We start from the raw sequence: 22,015 nt of genomic DNA, 5'->3' as shown, positions 1-22,015 counted from the left end.
ATAAAAATTAAGCAGCGCCGATATTTTTCACAAAGCCATGCTGGGCTTTGGCAAGAAGGTTTGGATGATTCTTGGTGAAGTCGAGCATACGATCAATGCAAGTTAATGCCTTAACGCTGACAGACTCTTCAATGAAGATTTCACCGGAGGCATTCTCAAGGCAATCTAAGATTCCTTGCAAACCATTCATGGCCATCCAAGGACAATGGGCGCAGCTCTTACAGGTAGCGCTATTACCGGCAGTAGGGGCTTCAATTAATTTCTTATTTGGTGCCAACTGGCGCATGCGGTGCAAGATACCCTTGTCGGTAGCAACGATATATTCCGTAGCGCTGCCATCAACCACCGCCTTAATCATGGCAGAGGTAGAGCCCACCACATCTGCTAAATTGACTACAGCTTGCGGTGATTCAGGGTGAACCAAAATCATCGCATTAGGGTGGGCCGCTTTCAGAATCTCTAACTCAGCAGCCTTAAATTCATCATGCACAATACAAGCCCCGTTCCAGAGCAGCATATCTGCGCCAGTCTGCTCTTGAATATATCTACCGAGGTGGCGATCTGGTGCCCACAGAATCTTTTTGCCTTCTACTTTCAGTTGATGCACGATCGCTAGAGCGCATGAACTAGTGACCATCCAATCAGCTTGCGCTTTTACTGCAGCACTCGTATTGGCATAGACCACAACAACGCGATCTGGATGCATGGCTCTAAAAGTTGCAAAGTCATTAGCATCGCAACCTAGATCTAAAGAGCAGGTAGCTTCTAGGTCGGGCATAAAGATGCGTTTCTCAGGACTGAGAATCTTGGCAGACTCTCCCATGAAGCGCACGCCGGCAACAATTAAATTCTTGGCGGGATGGTTTTTACCAAAGCGCGCCATTTCCAGGGAGTCAGCAACAAAACCACCAGTCTCCATGGCCAGATCCTGAATATCACCATCAACGTAGTAGTGGGCAACTAAGGCAGCATCTTTTTCAATGAGTAATTGCTTAATGCGGGCAATCACGGCTGCCTTTTCAGAACCATGCAAATGCGGAGGGGTCTTTGCCCAAGCTTGGGCAGTACAAGTTACCCCTGCGGAGTCTTGCTGGGGGTAATCAAAGGAAATGGGGCTGCTAGCAGTTGAACTCATATGAAATCTTAATCGAGAGAGGGTATTTTCACCTGTTTTTGAGTATTGGCTCTCTAGCCTCCCATTAGCCATAGGGCTAATGGGAATTTTCCCTATAAACCTTTAAATTTATGCATTATTTATCAAGACCTTACGGTTATTTTGCGCCAACTTATGCATCTCACCTTGAAACACGCAACATCCATTTTTCGATTGAAAAGATTATTCGCCCTAGCGGCAATCAGTACTCTCATTACTGGGCAGACTTATGCGCAAGTAGACGCTGGAGCATTGCAACAGGGTTTAGAGCAACAACTCCCTTTGCCTTCTCCACTAGCTTTGCCAGAACCAGGCAGGGCTGCACCAGTTCAACCGACCCAGCCCAAAGAAGGTGAATTACGCTTCACTGTGAAGTCATTTGCAATTGAGGGTGTCAATATTCTTCCTGAGGCTGAAGTGCAAATGGCAATTCGCTCTTGGGTTGGAGTGCCTGTCAGCTTTGATGATTTGCAAAGAGCTTGTGATGCCATTCAGAATCTGTATCGCAGCAAGGGCTACACAGTTCAAGCGATTTTGCCTCCGCAAAAAATTGCTGATGGCATTGTCAAAATTTTGGTAACCGAAGCTAAGTTAGGTAAAGTTGTTGTAGAAAATCCGCAAGGACCCACTCGCTTTAGCAAAGAGCGCGCAGCTGAATACATTACTTACGCAAATACTCCTGGCGAGCCATTGAATATGGATAAGCTTGAGCGTGCGATCGTGATCCTCAATGAAACCCCAGGCGTCATGGTTTCAAGTCAATTAGAGCCAGGTGATAAAGATGGCGAAACCAATGTACGCGTGCAGTTAACGCAGCCTAATATGGTGCAGGGGAGGGTTGAAGCCAATAACTACGGTAGCCGTACAACTGGCGCAAACCAAGGGGTGGTTGCCTTAAATCTCAATGGCGTTCTTGGTATTGGTGACTCCGCATCCATTAATGGCATTAGCTCAGAAGGCTCACAATATCTGCAAGGCGCAATTTCTTTACCGGGCTCAGACAATGGCTTGAGGCTGGGTTTGGCCGGTACTTTTTTGCAATATAAAAACGTAAGTAATTACGCATCAACCGGTGGCGCTGGTGACGCATGGACTACAGGCTTAAGTGCTGCCTATCCATTGATTCGCTCGCAAACAGGCAACTTAAATACCAACCTCAATTACGACGTCAAGAGCTATAACAACCGTAATACGATTAGTAATTCCGTGATTAGCGCCTACAACATCAATAACATTTCTGCTGGTTTATCTGGAAACATAGTAGATGGCTTTGGTTATGGAGCTGTGAGCAGTGGATCTGTAACAGCTGTGCTGGGCCATTTAGATATTTTGAGCACAAGCACGCCGTATTACAGCCAGTATTTAGTGCCAGGATCAAGTCCTGCGGTTTATCAGCCAATCACACCATCCAATTTTAGTAAGCTCACTTTTTCTGCAAATCGCAACCAGCAATTAGTCGAAGATGGCACAACGACTTTGTACACCACGGTTTCTGGTCAATTTGCATCAACCAACCTCAATTCTGCTGAGCAGTTTTATCTAGGCGGCCCATACGGTGTGCGCGCCTACCCGGTAGCGCAGTCGGGTGGCTCTCAGGGCGGAATCTTTTCGGTTGAATTAAGACATCAGCTGCAGCCTAAGTTAATGGCATCCGCATTCTTTGATGCTGGTGTAGTGCAGCAGTACAAATTCATGTACCCGGGCTGGCAAGGTCAAACCAATGCTAATAACACCTATTCACTCATGGGTGCCGGCTTTGGTGTGAAGTGGGATTATGAAGGTTGGAACATCGGCGCAATGGTGGCTTGGAAAGTGGGCCAGAACCCTTTGTATAACTCCTTTGGACAGGCTGTTAATACTGACGGCACCACTACTCAACCTAGAGGTTGGATCACTGGTAGTTACAATTTTTAATTTTGTTGGTGGCATTTAGGCTTGTATGTCTGAAAAACTGGATTTCAAATCACTTCGTAGTGATCAATAACTCAGTAGATTGATCTTTCTCGTTCTCGGAGATTTTATGAAGCATTATTTCTTGGCAATATGCATGCTTCTCACCTCCTCTGTGATTTATGCCCAAGATGTCAAAGTTGCATCTAGCCCTTCAAAAGATTTTGAATTCATTGCCACTGTCAATGGTGCCCCCATTAGCAAAGGCTTATTTGACATCAGCCTTAGAGCAGCACTCGCGCAGGGGCAAAAAGACAGCCCTCAGCTCAGGGAGGCTATTAAGAATGAGCTCATCAATCGCCAGCTGATTGCCCAAGAGATAGTAAAGCAGGGCCTTGATAAAGAGATTGATCTGCAAGATCAAATCACTCAACTAAAACAAAATCTATACCTACAGGCATTGATCGAAGACCGTTTCACTAAGAATCCCATCACTAATGAGCAGTTACGTGAGGAGTACAACAAGCAAAAGCAGTTCTTGGGTAACGGTACGGACTCTGCTACCCAATATAAGATTAGTCAGATCGTGCTTGGCTCTGAGTCTGAGGCCATTGCCGTGATTGCACGATTACAGGCTGGAGATTCCTTTGCCAAGGCTGCTAAAGAGGTTTCGCTAGATGCCTCAACCAAATCTCAGGGCGGAGTGTTGGGGTGGGTATCCGTTCAGCAATTGGCACCACCGGTAGCTAATGTTGTTGCCAATCTAAATAAGGGTAGCTTTAGTAAGTCACCTATTCGACTTTCTGATGCTTGGGCCATCGTGCGTTTAGACGATGCTAAATCCTCCAAACTTCCCACATTTGAGGCATCCCAAAACCAGTTAAAACAGGCGCTCATTCAGCAATATTTAGGTGAAACGATTAAACGCCTGCGTGAGTCTGCGAAGATCATTCAATGAAGTTGATTCATGCATTAGCTCTATCTTTTTTGCTGATTGCAGCCAATACTGCCTGGGCAGGGGAGAAGATTGTCTATCAAAACTGGACTACTGAGCTTAGTGGAAAGACTAACGAGGCCTACACCATTGGAGACCCAAACACCTCCTTTGGGTCTTTTTGCTCTGGTGAGGAATGCCTTTTTTATTTGCGCCAAAGCTTTAACTGCACACCAGGGGCAAAATACTCTGTATTGATGAATAGCCTCAGCGTTTCCACCGCTTTGACGATGGAGTGCACCCCAATTAACGGAACTCTCTTTCAGATACTCAGCCCATTTGAGGCAGTACTAAAGGCAACCCAGATTGGTGACAGTATTGGTTTTGCCGTAGCCCTGCAATCCGGTGCTTTTGCTGTTAGTCGCTTTAGCCTCGCGGGTGCAAAACCTGCTATTGATCGGCTCTTGATAGAGGCTGCAAGCAGTAAACAGAAGGAGCAAAAAATGACCCCAAAATATGCGCCTCCACCAGCTCAAATTACCCCAAAAAACACCCCCAATTTGAACCAAAAACCACCTTCAAAAGAAAATTCTATCTAGGTCAATATCATGGGCATCAAGCAATTTAACGGTACATATTTAGTGAATGAGGACCGAATATTATTTCGGTTCAATACTCAAAACCAAGATGAATATCGGCTCTGGTTTACTCGCAGAACAACACTTTTTATTCTCGCAGCAACTGCATTTTTGCTTGCAAAAAAGATGGAACAAACACATTCACCGGATGCTGCAAAAGCCATCAATCAATTTGAAAGAGAAGCAATTTTAGAGCTCGCAAAGAATCAAAATACAGAGCTACCAGCATACGAATCTGGTCTCCATTTTCCACTTGGATTTGATCCAATTTTGGTCATGGATGTGACCTGCGCTTTAACCAAAAACGGTGAAAAATTGATGCAATTAAGTGATCTAAAAGAAGGTGAAATTGATCCCGATTTGTCGATTGATTTTGCGCTTCCAGGTGGTGCAAATTTAAACCTCAAATTACCTCCTAATACACTTCAAACGATGTGTGTTTTGCTTGATCAATTACGACTACAAGCAGGGTGGGGAGAAGCAGTTTTGCAGATCAAAAATGTAGCAACTGAAGAACAAAATTCAGAAGTGAAAATGAGTGAAAATATCTCTATTCATTAAGCAGTAAACACTTCATTTTTTGAGTCAAAGCTACTAGCAAAATTGACCAAAAAACACCTTGCGCCTAAGGCGCTAAAAACACCCCTCAGTTGCTCCAATTTTTAGATATCGCTATTTTTTTCATTCCTGACAATTTTTGGGGTTTAAAAGAGCCTCAAAATTCAAGGCTTTCAGAGCGTTATCCCCAGGGCTAATATCAATGGATATAGGGCTTTGGGAAAATTCTGCTTCCGGAAATAACCCTGAGTTTGCATTGAAAAAAGCCCATCAGAAAAGGTCGCTCCTTTCTCTGAAAATATCGTTGAAAAATTGTTTTGCAAAAGTCAATTTTGCAAGCAGTATTTCGCATACTTTTTTCATCTGTGCACTGCTAGTTTCTGCAAGTGCATTTGCAAATCCCATGGTTCCTGTTTTGCCAGCATTAGCCCTCCCAACCGGTGGTCAAGTCGTCGCTGGAAACGCAACAATTTCACAATCACAAACTGCCACAACTGCAACCTTAAATGTGAACCAAACTTCACAGCGTGCAGTAGTTAATTGGGATAGTTTTAACGTCGGTAAAAATGCAACCGTAAACTTTAATCAACCCAATGCCAATGCAGTGACACTGAATCGTATAACAGGACCAAGTGCTTCTGTTATTGAAGGTGCAGTCAAAGCCAATGGCCAAGTCATTTTTGTTAATCCCAATGGCGTAACTTTTGCAAAAGGATCACAAGTTGACGCTGCTGGTGTTGTAGCAACAACCATGAATATCTCCAATAAAGACTTCATGGAAGGTAAGTCCACCTTCAAAGGTAATGGCGCTGGTGCGGTGATCAACGAAGGCAACATTAAGACCAATGTTGAGGGCGGTTACATTGCATTGCTAGCGCCCGAAGTTCGAAATGAAGGCTTCTTACTGGCCAAAAAAGGCTCGGGCACAGTGGCCATGGCTTCTGGTGAGCAAATTACATTGGACTTTAAGGGAAATTCGCTCATTAGCGTCAAAGTAGACGTTGCTACCTATAACGGCCTGATCGAAAACAAGCGGGTGGTTGAGGTCAATGGCGGCTTAGTAGTGATTGCCGCAGGATCAGCTAACCAACTGATGGCCAGCGTGATTAAGAACACCGGCAGAATCTCGGCCAGCTCAGCCATCAACAACGGCGGCGTGATTGAACTGGTAGCCAATACCGTGACTCAGGCTGGCAAAGTAAGTGCCAATAGCCAAACAGGCCAGGGTGGTCAAATTAATATCGTTGCCAATGACATCACCATTGCGCAAAACTCCAAAACCACTGCTACTGGTGCAACAGGTGGTGGACAAGTGAACATTGGCCTAGCCAATACCCAAGTCTCAGGTGGCACCCAAGTTAATACACAAGCAAGCAATCCTACGCAAGCTGCCCAAGTAGCAAAAGCCAATGCTGATGCAGCATCTAACAACAAACAACTGGCTAGAACCGTCACGATTGAGCAGGGCGCTCTAATCGATACCTCTGCCACCCAGTCTGGCAATGGTGGCTCTATTGCGATCTGGTCTGAAGTGAGAACCACAGTAGCGGGCATCCTCAAATCCCTGGGGGGCGCCTTGTCTGGTAATGGCGGCTTTATTGAAACCAGTTCTAAAGGAACTGTGGCGCTAGCTCCCCAAACCCAGATCGTTACAACAGCCGCCAATGGTAAAGCCGGTACTTGGCTCTTAGATCCGATTGATCTGACCATTGGTCAGGCAACGGCAAGCCTCATCTCAGCAGTACTGTCCAATAGCAATGTGAGCATTGCTGTAACGGCCAACACCACCGCTTGCCCGATTGGTAGCTGTACTCAAAACGGTACAGGCAGTCTGACGATTGCTAGTGGGGCGGATATTCTCAAAGCTGGCAATAACTACACAACCTTGACCCTATCTTCAAGCGGCATCTTTAACCTTAATGCCAATATCAGTGGTCAGAACTTAGATGTAATCATCAGCTCCTCCATTGCGTACCTTAACGTAGGTAGCAGCATCACAGCAAGTAAAGTCACGGTTCAGGCGCAGAGCATCTATGCTGCTGGCAACATCAACACCAGTCTCTATAACCTAGCTGGTAATGCAGGCTCTTTGGGTAATGCCATAGAGTTGTTAGCCCAAGCAATTTATGTGTCGGGTGGTCTTAACCTTAGCACCAGCTTGCCAGCCAATAGCGCTACTACCATTACGGTCAACGGCACAGCCAAGCGCCCAGAAGAATTACCAGCATATCTCATTGCGCAAAATGCTGATCAACATCTGAATCAGGTTTACTCAAGCACAGCAGCCAATGATGAAAGCGCGTTGCAAGCTACAGCAGCTACTCAAACAAACAGTAATGTGATTTACCTCACCGGCAGCAACTTGCTGGACTTGCAGGCGACGGCCCAGGTAAAGGCAAATGGCACAACGGGCGGATCAATCTATGCATCTGCTCCAATAATCAATACCCAAGCGGGTAGTGTGGTGCAAGCCAATGGCAATAATGGGCCGGGTGGGGCAATTGCATTTTCAGGTGATCAAATTACAGTAGCAGGCAACATTGCAGCAAATGGCACAACAGATGGTGGCGCCATCACGCTCATCGCCAATAACGGTGATCTCAATATTCAAACTAGCACTATTCAAACGAACGGTTCAACAGGCCGTGGCGGAAGCATTGGTTTATCCGCAACTAAAAATGTCACTATTACCAGTAGCGCAATCGAAGCAACTGGCTATAACCAGGGTGGACAAATACTCATAGGCAATGATGCAAGCAACGGCACTTTGCCTTTTGCTTTATCTACAAGCCTAGATCAGTATTCAAGCATTAATGTAGCTCAGCTAGATCAAAATCTAAGCAATCAAAATGGGGGTTTCATCGAAACCTCTGGCCAAACTCTCAGCATGATGGCGAGCATTAATGCGGGTAGGGGAGGAATGTGGCTACTAGACCCGACTAACGTCACTATAAGCACCACCGCAGGAACATCAACCGGAACTAATCCGCTTACATTTACCAATCAAACAAACGTTAGTGCCACACAAATTCAAACGGCGATTAATGCTGGAACGAGTGTTCAAATCATTGCTGATGGCACCATTACTCAAACAACTAACTTAACATTTGCTCCAGCTTCAGGGGTTAACGTTAGTCTTACTTACGACACTAGAACTGGTACAGCGCAATCGATTACCTTAACAGGCACTACTACCAATACCGGTGCCGGTAATCTAACCCTAAATTATTTATCCAGTGGCCAAGTTATTGTTAATGGCGCAATTAATTCCACTAGTACCGGAAAGATCAATGTCGTAGCCCAATCTTTCTTCGCCTCAAATACGACAACCACAGTAGCCGGTTCAAATATTAGTATTTCTAGCAACATCACTACAAAAGGTGGCTTTATAGCGCTGGATGGAACTGGCGGCTCAATATCATCAGCTGGAGTGATTACTAGAGGCGCTATTGTCAATGGCACTGTTGCTCTTGTCGCGCCTGGTAGCGTCTTCAATACCACGAGCACAGGTACAACTGCTGTAACAGCAGCCACAACCGGTGGAAATGTGGCAGTCACCACATCATCAAATCTTGCCCCTATTTTTGGGATCTTTGGAGCTTGGTATATCGGCGGCTCCATTGATATTAATTCAAACCCTAGCGGAGCTGCACAGTGGGGTTTTGTATTTAACAGCTATTCAACTGCATTCCCTATAGCTGCTGTAGGCAATATTAATATCACGGTAAACAATACATCCACCTCTATTACCGCCAACAAGGGTGTGATAGATATCACCTCACCTGTGACATCTTATGCTGGTTCAGTCAATTTGACTGCTACGACTACTGGTTCGGTCATTGCTATTACTACTTCCGCTGCGATTTCAGCAGCTACAGGCGTTACGATTTCCGGCACATCTGGAACAGCAGCTACTGTTGTTAACCTCGGTGCATCAACCATTACAAACGCAGCCGGAAATATCACCATAACTGGAAATAACATAGCTGCTGGCGGTAATACTGGCATTAGTTCAACTGGCGCCATCACACAAAATGCTAATGGCGGCAACATCACCTTTTCATCAAATAACATCATTAATCAAACTGGCGCAATCAACTTAGCTGCCAATACATCTGGAACAGCGAGTGCCATTACCTATAGCACTACAACCGGTAATCTCAACAGCTCTATAACCAGTGGCGCTCTCTCAACCTCGGGCACATCTACAGCTGCAATTAACTATATTGCAAAATCAGCTGGATCCACTATTGCTGTTGGGGGGGTATCAGTTCCTGGATATATCAGTTTGATTAATACCTTCGGTGGTACTGGCGGTGTTGGTGGAACTCCGTCTTCAGGTTTTATTACTACCGCTAATGCTAGTACGTTAACGCCAGTAGTTTCTGTCTCTGGTATTGCCGCTAGTGGGGCTCTGACTGCTGGATCCTTAGCCAGTACAACTGGTATATACATCAACGGTATATCCAATAACTATTATGGTTTTTCCTCTGGAGGTTTTGCACTTAGCTCAAGCTCTGGCGGCATCACCATTTCAGCTAGCACGTATTCAACAACAGCAACAGTGCCAATTATTGGACTTGGTAGCAGTACCTTTACCATTAGCGGTAATGGCAATTTATATATTCAAGGTAATGGTAGCGTCGCGGGTTCGTTAACTGGAATTAATAGTACTGGAGCTATAACAAACAATGTATCTGGAAGTAACATCAGCTTTATCTCTAACAATGTCATCAACCAAACTGGCGCTATTACGTTAGTAGCGAATATCAGCGGATCCACTTCTACCATCCTGTATGACGGCCGTACTGGTAATAAATCTTCGGCTATTACAGCAGGAGCATTTACTTTGGCTTCTGGCAGCACATCTGCAGTAAATTATTCAATCTTTTCCGCTGGCGCTGCCCTAACAGCTAATGGAGTTAGTGTTAACGGCACTATCAGAATTAATAATACCTACGGTTGCGCATCGGCTCCATGCATCCCTTTATTTGCAGTAGATAACTACATTACCACTGCTAACTTTTCTACATTAGCCACTACAGCAGCAAACGGTATCACTGTGAGCGGAGCTTTAACCGGTGGTTCTGGCGTTATTCTGGATGGTGTTACCTATAGCGGTAATCATGGTGTTTACTCTACGGTAGCAATCACAGCGACTACAGGCAATATAGACGTATTGGGTATTACTAATACCGGTAGCGGTATTTGGGCGCAAAGCTCAGCCGCTACTTTTACAGCCAGCACCGGCAATATCATCATGAATGGCTCTCAACTTGCTGGTAACGCTGCAGTTAATCTCAATGGTGTTCTCACTGCCACAGCTGGATCGGTAACCATTACCGGTTCAAACACTACTGGTAATTTTGCATTTTGGGATAACGCTAGTATTTCTGCGGCAACTGGAATCTTTATTACTGGTACTTCTGCCCCAGGCAATGGTAATGCCACTATCAGCATGAGTGGCGCCATGACAGTGACAGGAACAGGTGCACCAATTACGCTTATTGCAACCAATACTGCCAATCCAGGAGTGGCAGCGATTGCTGATACAGGCGCTATCACTGGAGCTAATGGGACTAACATTACGTTCATAAGTAATGGCGTTATTAATCAAACTGGCGCCATTACCTTAGCCGCAAATAGAAGTAGCACTGCTACAGCCATCACCTTCGACACCACCTCAGGCAACAAGAACTCCAATATCACTACCGGTGCTCTGACCATCGGCTCAGGATCAACTGCGGCGATTAACTATATTGCTAAATCACTTGGTTCTGCGATTAATCCAGGCACTATTGCAAGTACCTCTGTTGCGCTTCCTGGTTATGTCTCGATTGACAATACCTTTGGTTGCACCGGCACAGGCTGCACTCCAGTTACCGGCTTTATTAATACAACCACCAATAATTTAGCTACCTTAGCAACAGGCTCAGTTGGTGTAACTCTGAACAATGCTATTTATGCCACGGGTGCTATTACCGTGAGTGGCGCTGCTAACGCTAACCAAGGTATTGGTATCTCGGCAGTCATGACATCTACCGGTGGGGCGGTCACACTCAATGGCGCAACAACGAATAACTATGGTGTCTATAACCCATCATCCCTCATTACCGCCAACAGCATCTCGGTGACGGGCACCTCAACTGTTGCTACTGCAGGGTGGGATGTTCAGCTTGCTGCTTTAACAATCAACAGCGCTGCAACGGGTGGCAGCATCACGGTTACCGGCAATGTGATTGGCACTCCGGGTGCTGCGAATGGCATCACTCAGTCAGGCGCCATTACCGGTGCTAATGGCTCAAACATTAGCTTTATCTCCAATAATCGCATTGATCAAAATGGCACGATCACTTTAGCGGCCAATACGAGCGGTAGTGCATCGAATGTGATCTATGACGTGACGACTGGTAATAAGCTCACCACCATTAGTACCGCACCGTTAAATATTACCGCAGGCTCTACTTCGGGTATTAATTACGCGCTGCTCGCTTCTGGAGGTGCGATTACAGTTGGTGGTGCAGTGAGTGTTCCAGGAACGATTACCTTAGATAACACCTTTGGCTGCTCAGGCTCAGGTTGCACGCCAGTAACGGGTTATCTCAATAAGAACCTAACAAGCTGGGCAACATTAGTTACTACTAGCAATGGTATTACGATCAATACCGCTCTGAGTGGCACAGCAATTACGATCAACGGCATTAATGCAGGTAGTAATGGTGCTGTCATGGTGATGGCTGGTCTAACAGCAACGACGGGTAATATTAATATTACCGGCACTACCACGACTGGTAGAGGTGTCTCTAACCTAACCAGCGTCTGGGGTGTTAGTCCAATCGTTGCTAATAGTGGGGCAGTTAACATTACTGGAACATCCACTACTACTGGTGATGGTGTTTACCTTGGCCCCAATAACTCCATTAGTGCTAAATCGATTACCGTTATTGGCTCCGAAGTTGGTGGCACTTATGCTGTATATCTCAATACCTTAACAATCGTAGCAGGTGGTACGAACCTGAATGTCACTGGTACTGTAGGAGCGACTACGCATACCGGTATTTATCAAAGCGGCGCCATTACTGATAATGCAGTAGGCTCAAACATCAGCTTTATTACCAACGGTATCATCAGCCAAAATGGCGCAATCAGTCTGGTAGCGAATACGGGTAGCACTGCTACAGCCATCACCTTCGACACCACCTCAGGCAACAAGAACTCCAATATCACTACCGGTGCTCTGACCATCGGCTCAGGATCAACTGCGGCGATTAACTATATTGCTAAATCACTTGGTTCTGCGATTAATCCAGGCACTATTGCAAGTACCTCTGTTGCGCTTCCTGGTTATGTCTCGATTGACAATACCTTTGGTTGCACCGGCACAGGCTGCACTCCAGTTACCGGCTTTATTAATACAACCACCAATAATTTAGCTACCTTAGCAACAGGCTCAGTTGGTGTAACTCTGAACAATGCTATTTATGCCACGGGTGCTATTACCGTGAGTGGCGCTGCTAACGCTAACCAAGGTATTGGTATCTCGGCAGTCATGACATCTACCGGTGGGGCGGTCACACTCAATGGCGCAACAACGAATAACTATGGTGTCTATAACCCATCATCCCTCATTACCGCCAACAGCATCTCGGTGACGGGCACCTCAACTGTTGCTACTGCAGGGTGGGATGTTCAGCTTGCTGCTTTAACAATCAACAGCGCTGCAACGGGTGGCAGCATCACGGTTACCGGCAATGTGATTGGCACTCCGGGTGCTGCGAATGGCATCACTCAGTCAGGCGCCATTACCGGTGCTAATGGCTCAAACATTAGCTTTATCTCCAATAATCGCATTGATCAAAATGGCACGATCACTTTAGCGGCCAATACGAGCGGTAGTGCATCGAATGTGATCTATGACGTGACGACTGGTAATAAGCTCACCACCATTAGTACCGCACCGTTAAATATTACCGCAGGCTCTACTTCGGGTATTAATTACGCGCTGCTCGCTTCTGGAGGTGCGATTACAGTTGGTGGTGCAGTGAGTGTTCCAGGAACGATTACCTTAGATAACACCTTTGGCTGCTCAGGCTCAGGTTGCACGCCAGTAACGGGTTATCTCAATAAGAACCTAACAAGCTGGGCAACATTAGTTACTACTAGCAATGGTATTACGATCAATACCGCTCTGAGTGGCACAGCAATTACGATCAACGGCATTAATGCAGGTAGTAATGGTGCTGTCATGGTGATGGCTGGTCTAACAGCAACGACGGGTAATATTAATATTACCGGCACTACCACGACTGGTAGAGGTGTCTCTAACCTAACCAGCGTCTGGGGTGTTAGTCCAATCGTTGCTAATAGTGGGGCAGTTAACATTACTGGAACATCCACTACTACTGGTGATGGTGTTTACCTTGGCCCCAATAACTCCATTAGTGCTAAATCGATTACCGTTATTGGCTCCGAAGTTGGTGGCACTTATGCTGTATATCTCAATACCTTAACAATCGTAGCAGGTGGTACGAACCTGAATGTCACTGGTACTGTAGGAGCGACTACGCATACCGGTATTTATCAAAGCGGCGCCATTACTGATAATGCAGTAGGCTCAAACATCAGCTTTATTACCAACGGTATCATCAGCCAAAATGGCGCAATCAGTCTGGTAGCGAATACGGGTGGTACTGCAGCTTCTATTACGTATAACACCACAAGTGGTGATAAGAGCTCTACGATCACGATGGGTGCATTGAGTATCGCTACAGGTACTAATTTATCCGCAATCAATTACATTGCCAAATCATCAGGTTCACCGATTAATCCGAATACTATCGGAAGTAGCACCGTTCCATTGCCTGGCTATATATTGCTAGACAACACATATGGATGTTCCGGTGCAAGTTGCACCCAAATTACCGGCTTTATTAATACAACCACCAATAATTTAGCTGCCTTAGCGACTAGCTCAGTTGGCATCACTATCAACAACTTAATCTATGCCATAAATTCAATTACGGCGAATGGCGTAAGTAATAATAATCAAGGGGTTGGTTACTCTGTGGCTCTTACGTCTACGGATGGCGCAGTCATTCTCAATGGTGGAACTACAAATAATTATGGCGTGTATGCTGGCTCCGCATCTATTACAGCTAATAGCATCACGATTACCGGTACCTCCTCTGTAGCGGCTGCCTGGAATGTATATCTAGGGGCATTAACCATTAATAGTGGTGCTACTAATGGCAGCATCACGGTTACCGGTAATGTAATTGGCACTCCTGGGGCGGCTGGCGGCATTTATCAGGCTGGGGCTATTACCGGTGCGAACGGCTCAAGCGTCAGCTTTATTTCTAATAACAATATCAATCAAAACGGTGCGATTAGCTTGCCTGCAAATACTAGCGGCACAGCTGCCAATATTACCTATGATGTGACATCGGGCAACAAGACTTCAATAATATCCGCTACTGGCACATTAAATCTTACTGCTGGCTCAACATCAGCAATTAACTATATTGAAATTTCAGCTGGTGCAGCTTTAACAACATCTCCTATTGGTACTAGTGGCGTACCTTTACCTGGATATGTCTTATTTGATAACACTTATGGGTGTGCTGGGTATGGCTGTACACCGGTTAGTGGATATATAAATAGCGCGCTCTCTGGTTGGGCAGCACTAGTGACAACTAGCAACGGCATTAATATCACTGGCAATATTTTTGCTCTGAATTCAATCACAATTACTGCGGTTAATGCGGGCGGTAGTGGTTCGGGTGGCGGTGCAATCTTATTGCAGTCAGGTTTAACTTCTACATCAGCCAACATTAATCTATCAGGAACTACGACAACAGGTTTAGCAGTAAGTAACTTCAATGGTGGTGGATGGGTCGTTACTCCAATTACTGCCAATAGTGGGGCAGTGAATATCACTGGTATTTCAACAACGACAGGTAATGGTGTTGAGCTAGGTCCCAATAATTCTATTACCGCCAAGTCAATTGACGTGATTGGTTCAGAAGTCGGTGGTACTTATGCCGTTTATCTCAATACGATGACGATCGTGGCTGGCGGCACGAATCTAAACGTTACTGGGACTGTAAATACCAATACAGATACCGGCATCTACCAGGCAGGAGCTATCACTGACAACGCAGTCGGTTCTAATATCAAATTTATTAGTAACGGCATCATCAACCAAACTGGTGCGATTGCTCTGGTGGCGAATACGGGTGGCACTGCAGCAAACATCACCTACGATACGACCTCCGGTACTAAAGCTTCTAATATCACCACTGGCACCTTAACAATTGCTGCTGGCACTAATGCTTCAGGTATTAACTACATTGTGAAGTCTGCTGGCTCAGCTATTAATCCAGGTGCGATCGGCAGTTCAACCCTAGCATTACCTGGTTATGTATTGATCGATAACACCTTCGGTTGCACTGGCACAGGCTGCACACCAGCTAGCGGCTTTATTAATACCACTACGAATAATCTAGCCTCATTAGCAACAGCGTCTATTGGTTTGACAATCAATAACGCGATCTATGCCACTGGTGCCATTACTGAAAACGGCGTCTCTAGCGGCTCCCAAGGCATTGGTTACTCTGCAGTAATGACATCAACGGGTAGCAACATTACCTTAACGGGGGGAACTACTACTGGTTATGGCGTATACGGCACCACTTTAATCACTGCCAATAACATCACGATCACCGGCACCTCATCTGGCGCGCCTGCTTATGCTGTGCAAATCGCTGCTCTGACCATTAATACTGGCGCCACAGGTGGCAGCATCACGGTTACCGGTAATGTGATCGCTACCCCAGGTACTGCAGGTGGTATCTATCAGTCTGGCGCAATTACTGGAGTGAGTGGCTCAAACATCAGCTTTATCTCTAATAACAATATTAGCCAGAACGGTGCAATCAGCTTAGCAGCAAACACCAGCGGTACGGCATCCAATATTATTTATGACACTACTACTGGTAATAAGACTTCGACTATTAGTAGCGCTGCCTTAACGATTACCGCTGGATCTACCTCAGCCATTAATTACATCATCAAGACCAATGGCGGCACGATCTCGCCACCAGCCATTACCGTCCCTGGTTACATCCTGTTAGATAACACCTGCCTAGGCTGCGCAACGGCTACAACACCAGCTAATGCTGCAGTGAACGGTAATGCGATTACTTTAGGCGGCGCATTATCTGCTGGTACTTTAGCGGGTACTACTGGTGTGACGATTAATGCAGTAGCCAATGGTACGGGCATAGGTTTTGTGCAAGGCGCCAATACCATCGCCTCTAGTGCTGGTGGCGTTACTATTACTGTGAATGGTCAGACAGGCACTGGGTATACCAGCTCAGGCGCTATTACCGCTACTGGCCAAGCGGTAACGATCAATGCAACTGTCACCACAGGTTCAGCTATCAACGACACTGGCGCCATCACCGGTGGAGTAGTGACGATCACAGGCACGCAAACAACTGCAGCCGCAACCGCAACAGTCGTAACAGTAACTGGCCTCATTACAGCTAACAACGTCACGATCACTGGTAACGGCGGCGCAGCATCAACTATCGTCTCACTCGGTGCAGTAACGATTAATGCCGGCGGTAGCAACCTCACGGTAACAGCGAATAACGTCGCAGGAGGGGGCACCACTGGTATTACCCAAACCGGCGCCATTACAGACAATGCGGCTGGTAGCAATATCACCTTTACCTCAAATAACATCATCAACCAAACTGGTGCGATTGCTCTGGTGGCGAATACGGGTGGCACTGCAGCAAACATCACCTACGATACGACCTCCGGTACTAAAGCTTCTAATATCACCACTGGCACCTTAACAATTGCTGCTGGCACTAATGCTTCAGGTATTAACTACATTGTGAAGTCTGCTGGCTCAGCTATTAATCCAGGTGCGATCGGCAGTTCAACCCTAGCATTACCTGGTTATGTATTGATCGATAACACCTTCGGTTGCACTGGCACAGGCTGCACACCAGCTAGCGGCTTTATTAATACCACTACGAATAATCTAGCCTCATTAGCAACAGCGTCTATTGGTTTGACAATCAATAACGCGATCTATGCCACTGGTGCCATTACTGAAAACGGCGTCTCTAGCGGCTCCCAAGGCATTGGTTACTCTGCAGTAATGACATCAACGGGTAGCAACATTACCTTAACGGGGGGAACTACTACTGGTTATGGCGTATACGGCACCACTTTAATCACTGCCAATAACATCACGATCACCGGCACCTCATCTGGCGCGCCTGCTTATGCTGTGCAAATCGCTGCTCTGACCATTAATACTGGCGCCACAGGTGGCAGCATCACGGTTACCGGTAATGTGATCGCTACCCCAGGTACTGCAGGTGGTATCTATCAGTCTGGCGCAATTACTGGAGTGAGTGGCTCAAACATCAGCTTTATCTATAATAACAATATTAGCCAGAACGGTGCAATCAGCTTAGCAGCAAACACCAGCGGTACGGCATCCAATATTATTTATGACACTACTACTGGTAATAAGACTTCGACTATTAGTAGCGCTGCCTTAACGATTACCGCTGGATCTACCTCAGCCATTAATTACATCATCAAGACCAATGGCGGCACGATCTCGCCACCAGCCATTACCGTCCCTGGTTACATCCTGTTAGATAACACCTGCCTAGGCTGCGCAACGGCTACAACACCAGCTAATGCTGCAGTGAACGGTAATGCGATTACTTTAGGCGGCGCATTATCTGCTGGTACTTTAGCGGGTACTACTGGTGTGACGATTAATGCAGTAGCCAATGGTACGGGCATAGGTTTTGTGCAAGGCGCCAATACCATCGCCTCTAGTGCTGGTGGCGTTACTATTACTGTGAATGGTCAGACAGGCACTGGGTATACCAGCTCAGGCGCTATTACCGCTACTGGCCAAGCGGTAACGATCAATGCAACTGTCACCACAGGTTCAGCTATCAACGACACTGGCGCCATCACCGGTGGAGTAGTGACGATCACAGGCACGCAAACAACTGCAGCCGCAACCGCAACAGTCGTAACAGTAACTGGCCTCATTACAGCTAACAACGTCACGATCACTGGTAACGGCGGCGCAGCATCAACTATCGTCTCACTCGGTGCAGTAACGATTAATGCCGGCGGTAGCAACCTCACGGTAACAGCGAATAACGTCGCAGGAGGGGGCACCACTGGTATTACCCAAACCGGCGCCATTACAGACAATGCGGCTGGTAGCAATATCACCTTTACCTCAAATAACATCATCAACCAAACTGGTGCGATTGCTCTGGTGGCGAATACGGGTGTGCCAATAGCCAATGTGATTTATGACACCACGAGGGGCACTAGGGCTTCTAATATTACTGGTGGAGCGCTTACCTTCACTTCAGGCGCAAACTCTATTATTAATTACATCGCTAAATCAGCAGGGTCTGTCATTGACCCCGATGTAATTGGCACCTCAAGTTTGTCCTTGCCAGGCTATGTGTTGCTCGATAACACCTTCGGTTGCACTGGTACGGGTTGCACTCCAGTAAGCGGCTTTATTAACCCCACTACTAATAATTTATCTACCTTAGCAACAGCTTCAAACGTTGGTATCGGTATTAACAACGCAATTTATGCTACTGGCAATATCGTGATCAACGGCGTCTCAAGTAATTCTTCTGGCGTGAATTACTCCGCAGTAATTAGAACTACTAGCGGCGCAATTACTATCACTGGAAGCTCAACCGCTAATTTTGGAATTTACGCTAGCAATGCTGCGGCAGTGATGAGTGCAACCAACGCGACATACGGTGTAATTACATTTAACGGCCACTCAACTGCGGTAAGTGGCCAGGCAATTAATACTGTAGCATCTGCAACCATTACCGGCGCTGCTGGTGTCTACTTAACCGGTCTAGGTACTAGTGGAAATATCACTACTGCTGCGCTTATTCAGAATTCAGGAACAGTAGGTGGCGTCATCGTTGATTCTGTTGGTAACGTCAGCCTTGCCGGTGTAACGAACTCTGGTGTTGATGGTATTCGAATTACGGGTGGTGATGGTATAGCTGCGGGTACAACTACGGGCGGTAACGTTACAGCCGTTGGCACCATTACCAATACTGGTGGGGTAGTGGGCATCTCCATGGCGGCTCCTGAGAATGCAGCCTGTACCACTGGTTGCACAATTGCCAATGCCATCGGCATTACCACTGCAAATGCTGATGCTACCAAAAATATCTCCTATGGCATTCTTGGCGGCGCACTGGTGAAGGCCTCTGGCTATGTCAGCGGCAACTTCATTAACTATCGTCAGAGACTCACTAATACTCTGGCTATTTCTGTCACCCTCAATTCCAACTATTCTGCAGCCTATGGCACAGGCTATAACTCAGCCTCAGCCAATGCTTGGTTGCAGGCTAACTCGACAGTGAGCTATACAGGTTCAATCACTGCAAGCTTTGGTGTCACCACGACTACACCGGTATACGTTAAATCAGTGCTGATGTTTAGCCCAACAGTAGGGGGTACTACAGCCTCAAACGGTGCTAATGCCAATGCAGTGCAGACTAACACAGCCCTCACTGCAGCTAGCGTATCAGCAACCGATGGTTCAGCAGTCACGGTAGTGCCAGCAGGGCGGACTTATACGATTACACCAACAGTATTAGGTATTACCGTTAGCGGCGTGTATAACGGCACAACTTCGTATTCAAATCAAAATGCAACTATCGTCACAACAGGTTTGGCAGCATGGGATACGATTACCAACGTCACAGTGAGTTCTGCAAATGCTAATGCTGCAAGCGCCTACGTTACCGCGATTGCTGGTACTGCAACCGGTGTCAATACATTCTCTTCACTCAATTACTTAATAAATGGCACATTCAATAGCACCTTAACTAATGGCTTACCAGTTAATACATCACAAAGCGCTGCAACCAATAGGGTCTCTATTACTCCAGCACCATTAGGTGTAACTATTAATGCTATTTATAGTGGCACTACGACAGTTACTCCAACAGCCTTTACTGTCACTGGCTTAGTCAATAGCCAAACAATTAGCAGTATTAGTTCTGCAACGATCAATGCAATCAATGTATCGGCCAACAACAGTAACTATGTCACGGCAATTACTCTTGGCGGAGGTACTGCATCGATTGGTAACTACGTTATCACTCCTGCTTACAACACGGTTAGTAGTAATACTCAAAATACTGTCACGCTGACACCAAAAGCCTTGACAGTGACCGGCATCACCATCGCTGCTAAAACCTATGATGGCACGAAGAGCGCTAATGTGAGTGGCGGATCCTTAGTTGGGGTGGCAACAGGGGATCTGGCTAATGTCACCCTTGCTCAAACTGCTACATTTGTTTCACCGAATGCGGCTAATAATGTAGCCTTGGTGATGGTGGCCAGTATTTCAGGATCTGCTAGTGGTAATTACACCTTAACTCAGCCTACAGGGATTACTGCCAATATCTCCCAAAAGGTGCTCATGGTAGGTGGTACTACAGTTGCTGCTAATAAAGTCTATGACGGCACTACTGCAGCAACTATTGCGGGTGGAACTTTGGTAGGTGTTGTTACTGCTGACCTTGCAAACGTAAACTTAATTCAGTCAGGTAGTTTTGCACAAAGCAATGTAGCTAATGCCATCAGTGTCACAATTAGCAATAGCTTAAATGGTCCAGCAGCATCAAACTATATCTTGACCCAGCCAGCCAATGTGACTGCTAATATCACGCCCAAAACATTGACTGTTACTGGTACTACAGTTGCAAACAAGGTCTATGATGGTACAACTACTGCCACTGTAACGGGCGGTACTTTGGTTGGTGTTTTGAGTTCTGATATAGCGAACGTAGCTTTAATAAAAGCTGGTAGCTTTACCACTGCAAATGCAGGCGCTGGTATCGGAGTCACTCTTACAAATAGTATTAGTGGTAGTGCAAGCGCAAACTATGCCTTAACTCAGCCTACTGGAGTGATTGCCAATATCACTCCAGCACCTTTGGGCATCACGCTGGCTGCTGTATATAGTGGCTCAACTACGGTTACGCCAACATCATTCACTCTGACTGGCTTAGTTAATGGCGAAACTATTAGTGCTATTTCAGGTGCCACTGTGGCCAATATTAATGTCGCTGCCAATAGCAGCAACTTTGTACGTTCGATTGTGATTGGCAGTGGGACAGCACTAGCAAGCAATTACGCATTTAACACTGTTACTAGTGCAACCGCAGGTACGGGTTTAAATACCGTCACACTGTCTACTAAAACATTGACTGTAACCGGCACGCTTGCGGATTCTAAGGTGTATGACGGCACAACTAGTGTCAATGTTTGGGGCGGATCCTTGGTTGGAGTGGTGGGTGGTGATGTAGTAAGTCTCAAACAGGCTGGTACATTTAATAGCGCTAACGTTGGTACAGCAGTGACTGTCTTGGTAAACGATAGTATTTCAGGGGCATCCAGTGGTAACTACACCTTGGTTCAGCCTACAGGTGTGACCGCAGCAATCACACCTAAGACTTTAACTGTTAGTGATGGCACGGTTGCTCATAAAACCTATGACGGCACAACGAATGCAACGCTTACTGGCGGTGCTCTGATTGGCTTGGTTGCTGGTGATGCTAATAGAGTGACCCTGATCCAGGCTGGTAGCTTCTCATCACCAAACGTCAGTAACGGCATCATCATTATTGTGAATGACTCCATTACGGGTGTGGCAGCAAGTAACTATCGCTTAATACAGCCAACGGGTATTACAGCCAATATCACTCCGGCAATGTTAGGAATATCAGTAGT

General features: G+C 46.3%; 6 protein-coding genes (1 of these 6 cut by a window edge). 5 read left to right on the top strand and 1 reads right to left on the bottom strand.

Annotated elements, in window-relative coordinates; all coding sequences use genetic code 11:
* Nucleotides 1–7: 7 nt before the first annotated feature.
* Nucleotides 8–1,135 (bottom strand): quinolinate synthase NadA, encoded by a 1,128-nt coding sequence (gene nadA / locus ICN13_RS08480; protein WP_216139926.1) that lies wholly within the window; start codon nt 1,133–1,135, stop codon nt 8–10.
* Between the two features lie 165 nt (nt 1,136–1,300).
* Between nadA and ICN13_RS08475 the strand changes: the two genes are divergently transcribed.
* The 5 genes from ICN13_RS08475 to ICN13_RS08455 all read left to right on the top strand — a co-directional run.
* The gene (locus ICN13_RS08475; protein ID WP_216139925.1) at nt 1,301–3,067 is read left to right on the top strand and encodes a ShlB/FhaC/HecB family hemolysin secretion/activation protein; all 1,767 of its coding nucleotides are present in this window, start codon (nt 1,301–1,303) and stop codon (nt 3,065–3,067) included.
* Nucleotides 3,068–3,173: 106 nt separating this feature from the next.
* The gene (locus tag ICN13_RS08470; protein ID WP_216139924.1) at nt 3,174–4,001 is read left to right on the top strand and encodes a peptidylprolyl isomerase; all 828 of its coding nucleotides are present in this window, start codon (nt 3,174–3,176) and stop codon (nt 3,999–4,001) included.
* Nucleotides 3,998–4,576: a hypothetical protein gene (locus ICN13_RS08465; RefSeq protein WP_216139923.1), complete on the top strand. Its 579-nt coding sequence runs from the start codon at nt 3,998–4,000 to the stop codon at nt 4,574–4,576. The genes ICN13_RS08470 and ICN13_RS08465 overlap by 4 nt, the downstream gene beginning before the upstream one ends.
* Before the next feature lie 9 nt (nt 4,577–4,585).
* Nucleotides 4,586–5,176, top strand: a complete 591-nt coding sequence (locus tag ICN13_RS08460) for a hypothetical protein (RefSeq protein WP_216139922.1) — start codon at nt 4,586–4,588, stop codon at nt 5,174–5,176.
* A 400-nt stretch (nt 5,177–5,576) separates the two neighbouring features.
* Nucleotides 5,577–22,015 carry the 5' portion of a YDG domain-containing protein gene (locus tag ICN13_RS08455; protein ID WP_216139921.1) on the top strand. It continues 12,424 nt past the right edge of the window, so the window shows 16,439 of its 28,863 coding nt (coding positions 1–16,439); the start codon lies at nt 5,577–5,579; its stop codon lies beyond the right edge, outside the window.

The sequence above is a fragment of the Polynucleobacter sp. MWH-Berg-3C6 genome (assembly GCF_018881855.1).
In the GTDB taxonomy this organism is placed as follows: Bacteria; Pseudomonadota; Gammaproteobacteria; order Burkholderiales; family Burkholderiaceae; genus Polynucleobacter.
The sequence above is the reverse complement of the archived record's forward strand: the minus strand, read 5'-3'. Positions and strand labels throughout refer to the sequence as shown.

What these genes read in the sequence shown, in the direction of transcription:
- nadA (WP_216139926.1), bottom strand. Translation starts at nt 1,135, where the DNA reads ATGAGTTCAACTGCTAGCAGCCCCATTTCCTTTGATTACCCCCAGCAA.
- ICN13_RS08470 (WP_216139924.1), top strand. Translation starts at nt 3,174, where the DNA reads ATGAAGCATTATTTCTTGGCAATATGCATGCTTCTCACCTCCTCTGTG.
- ICN13_RS08465 (WP_216139923.1), top strand. Translation starts at nt 3,998, where the DNA reads ATGAAGTTGATTCATGCATTAGCTCTATCTTTTTTGCTGATTGCAGCC.
- ICN13_RS08460 (WP_216139922.1), top strand. Translation starts at nt 4,586, where the DNA reads ATGGGCATCAAGCAATTTAACGGTACATATTTAGTGAATGAGGACCGA.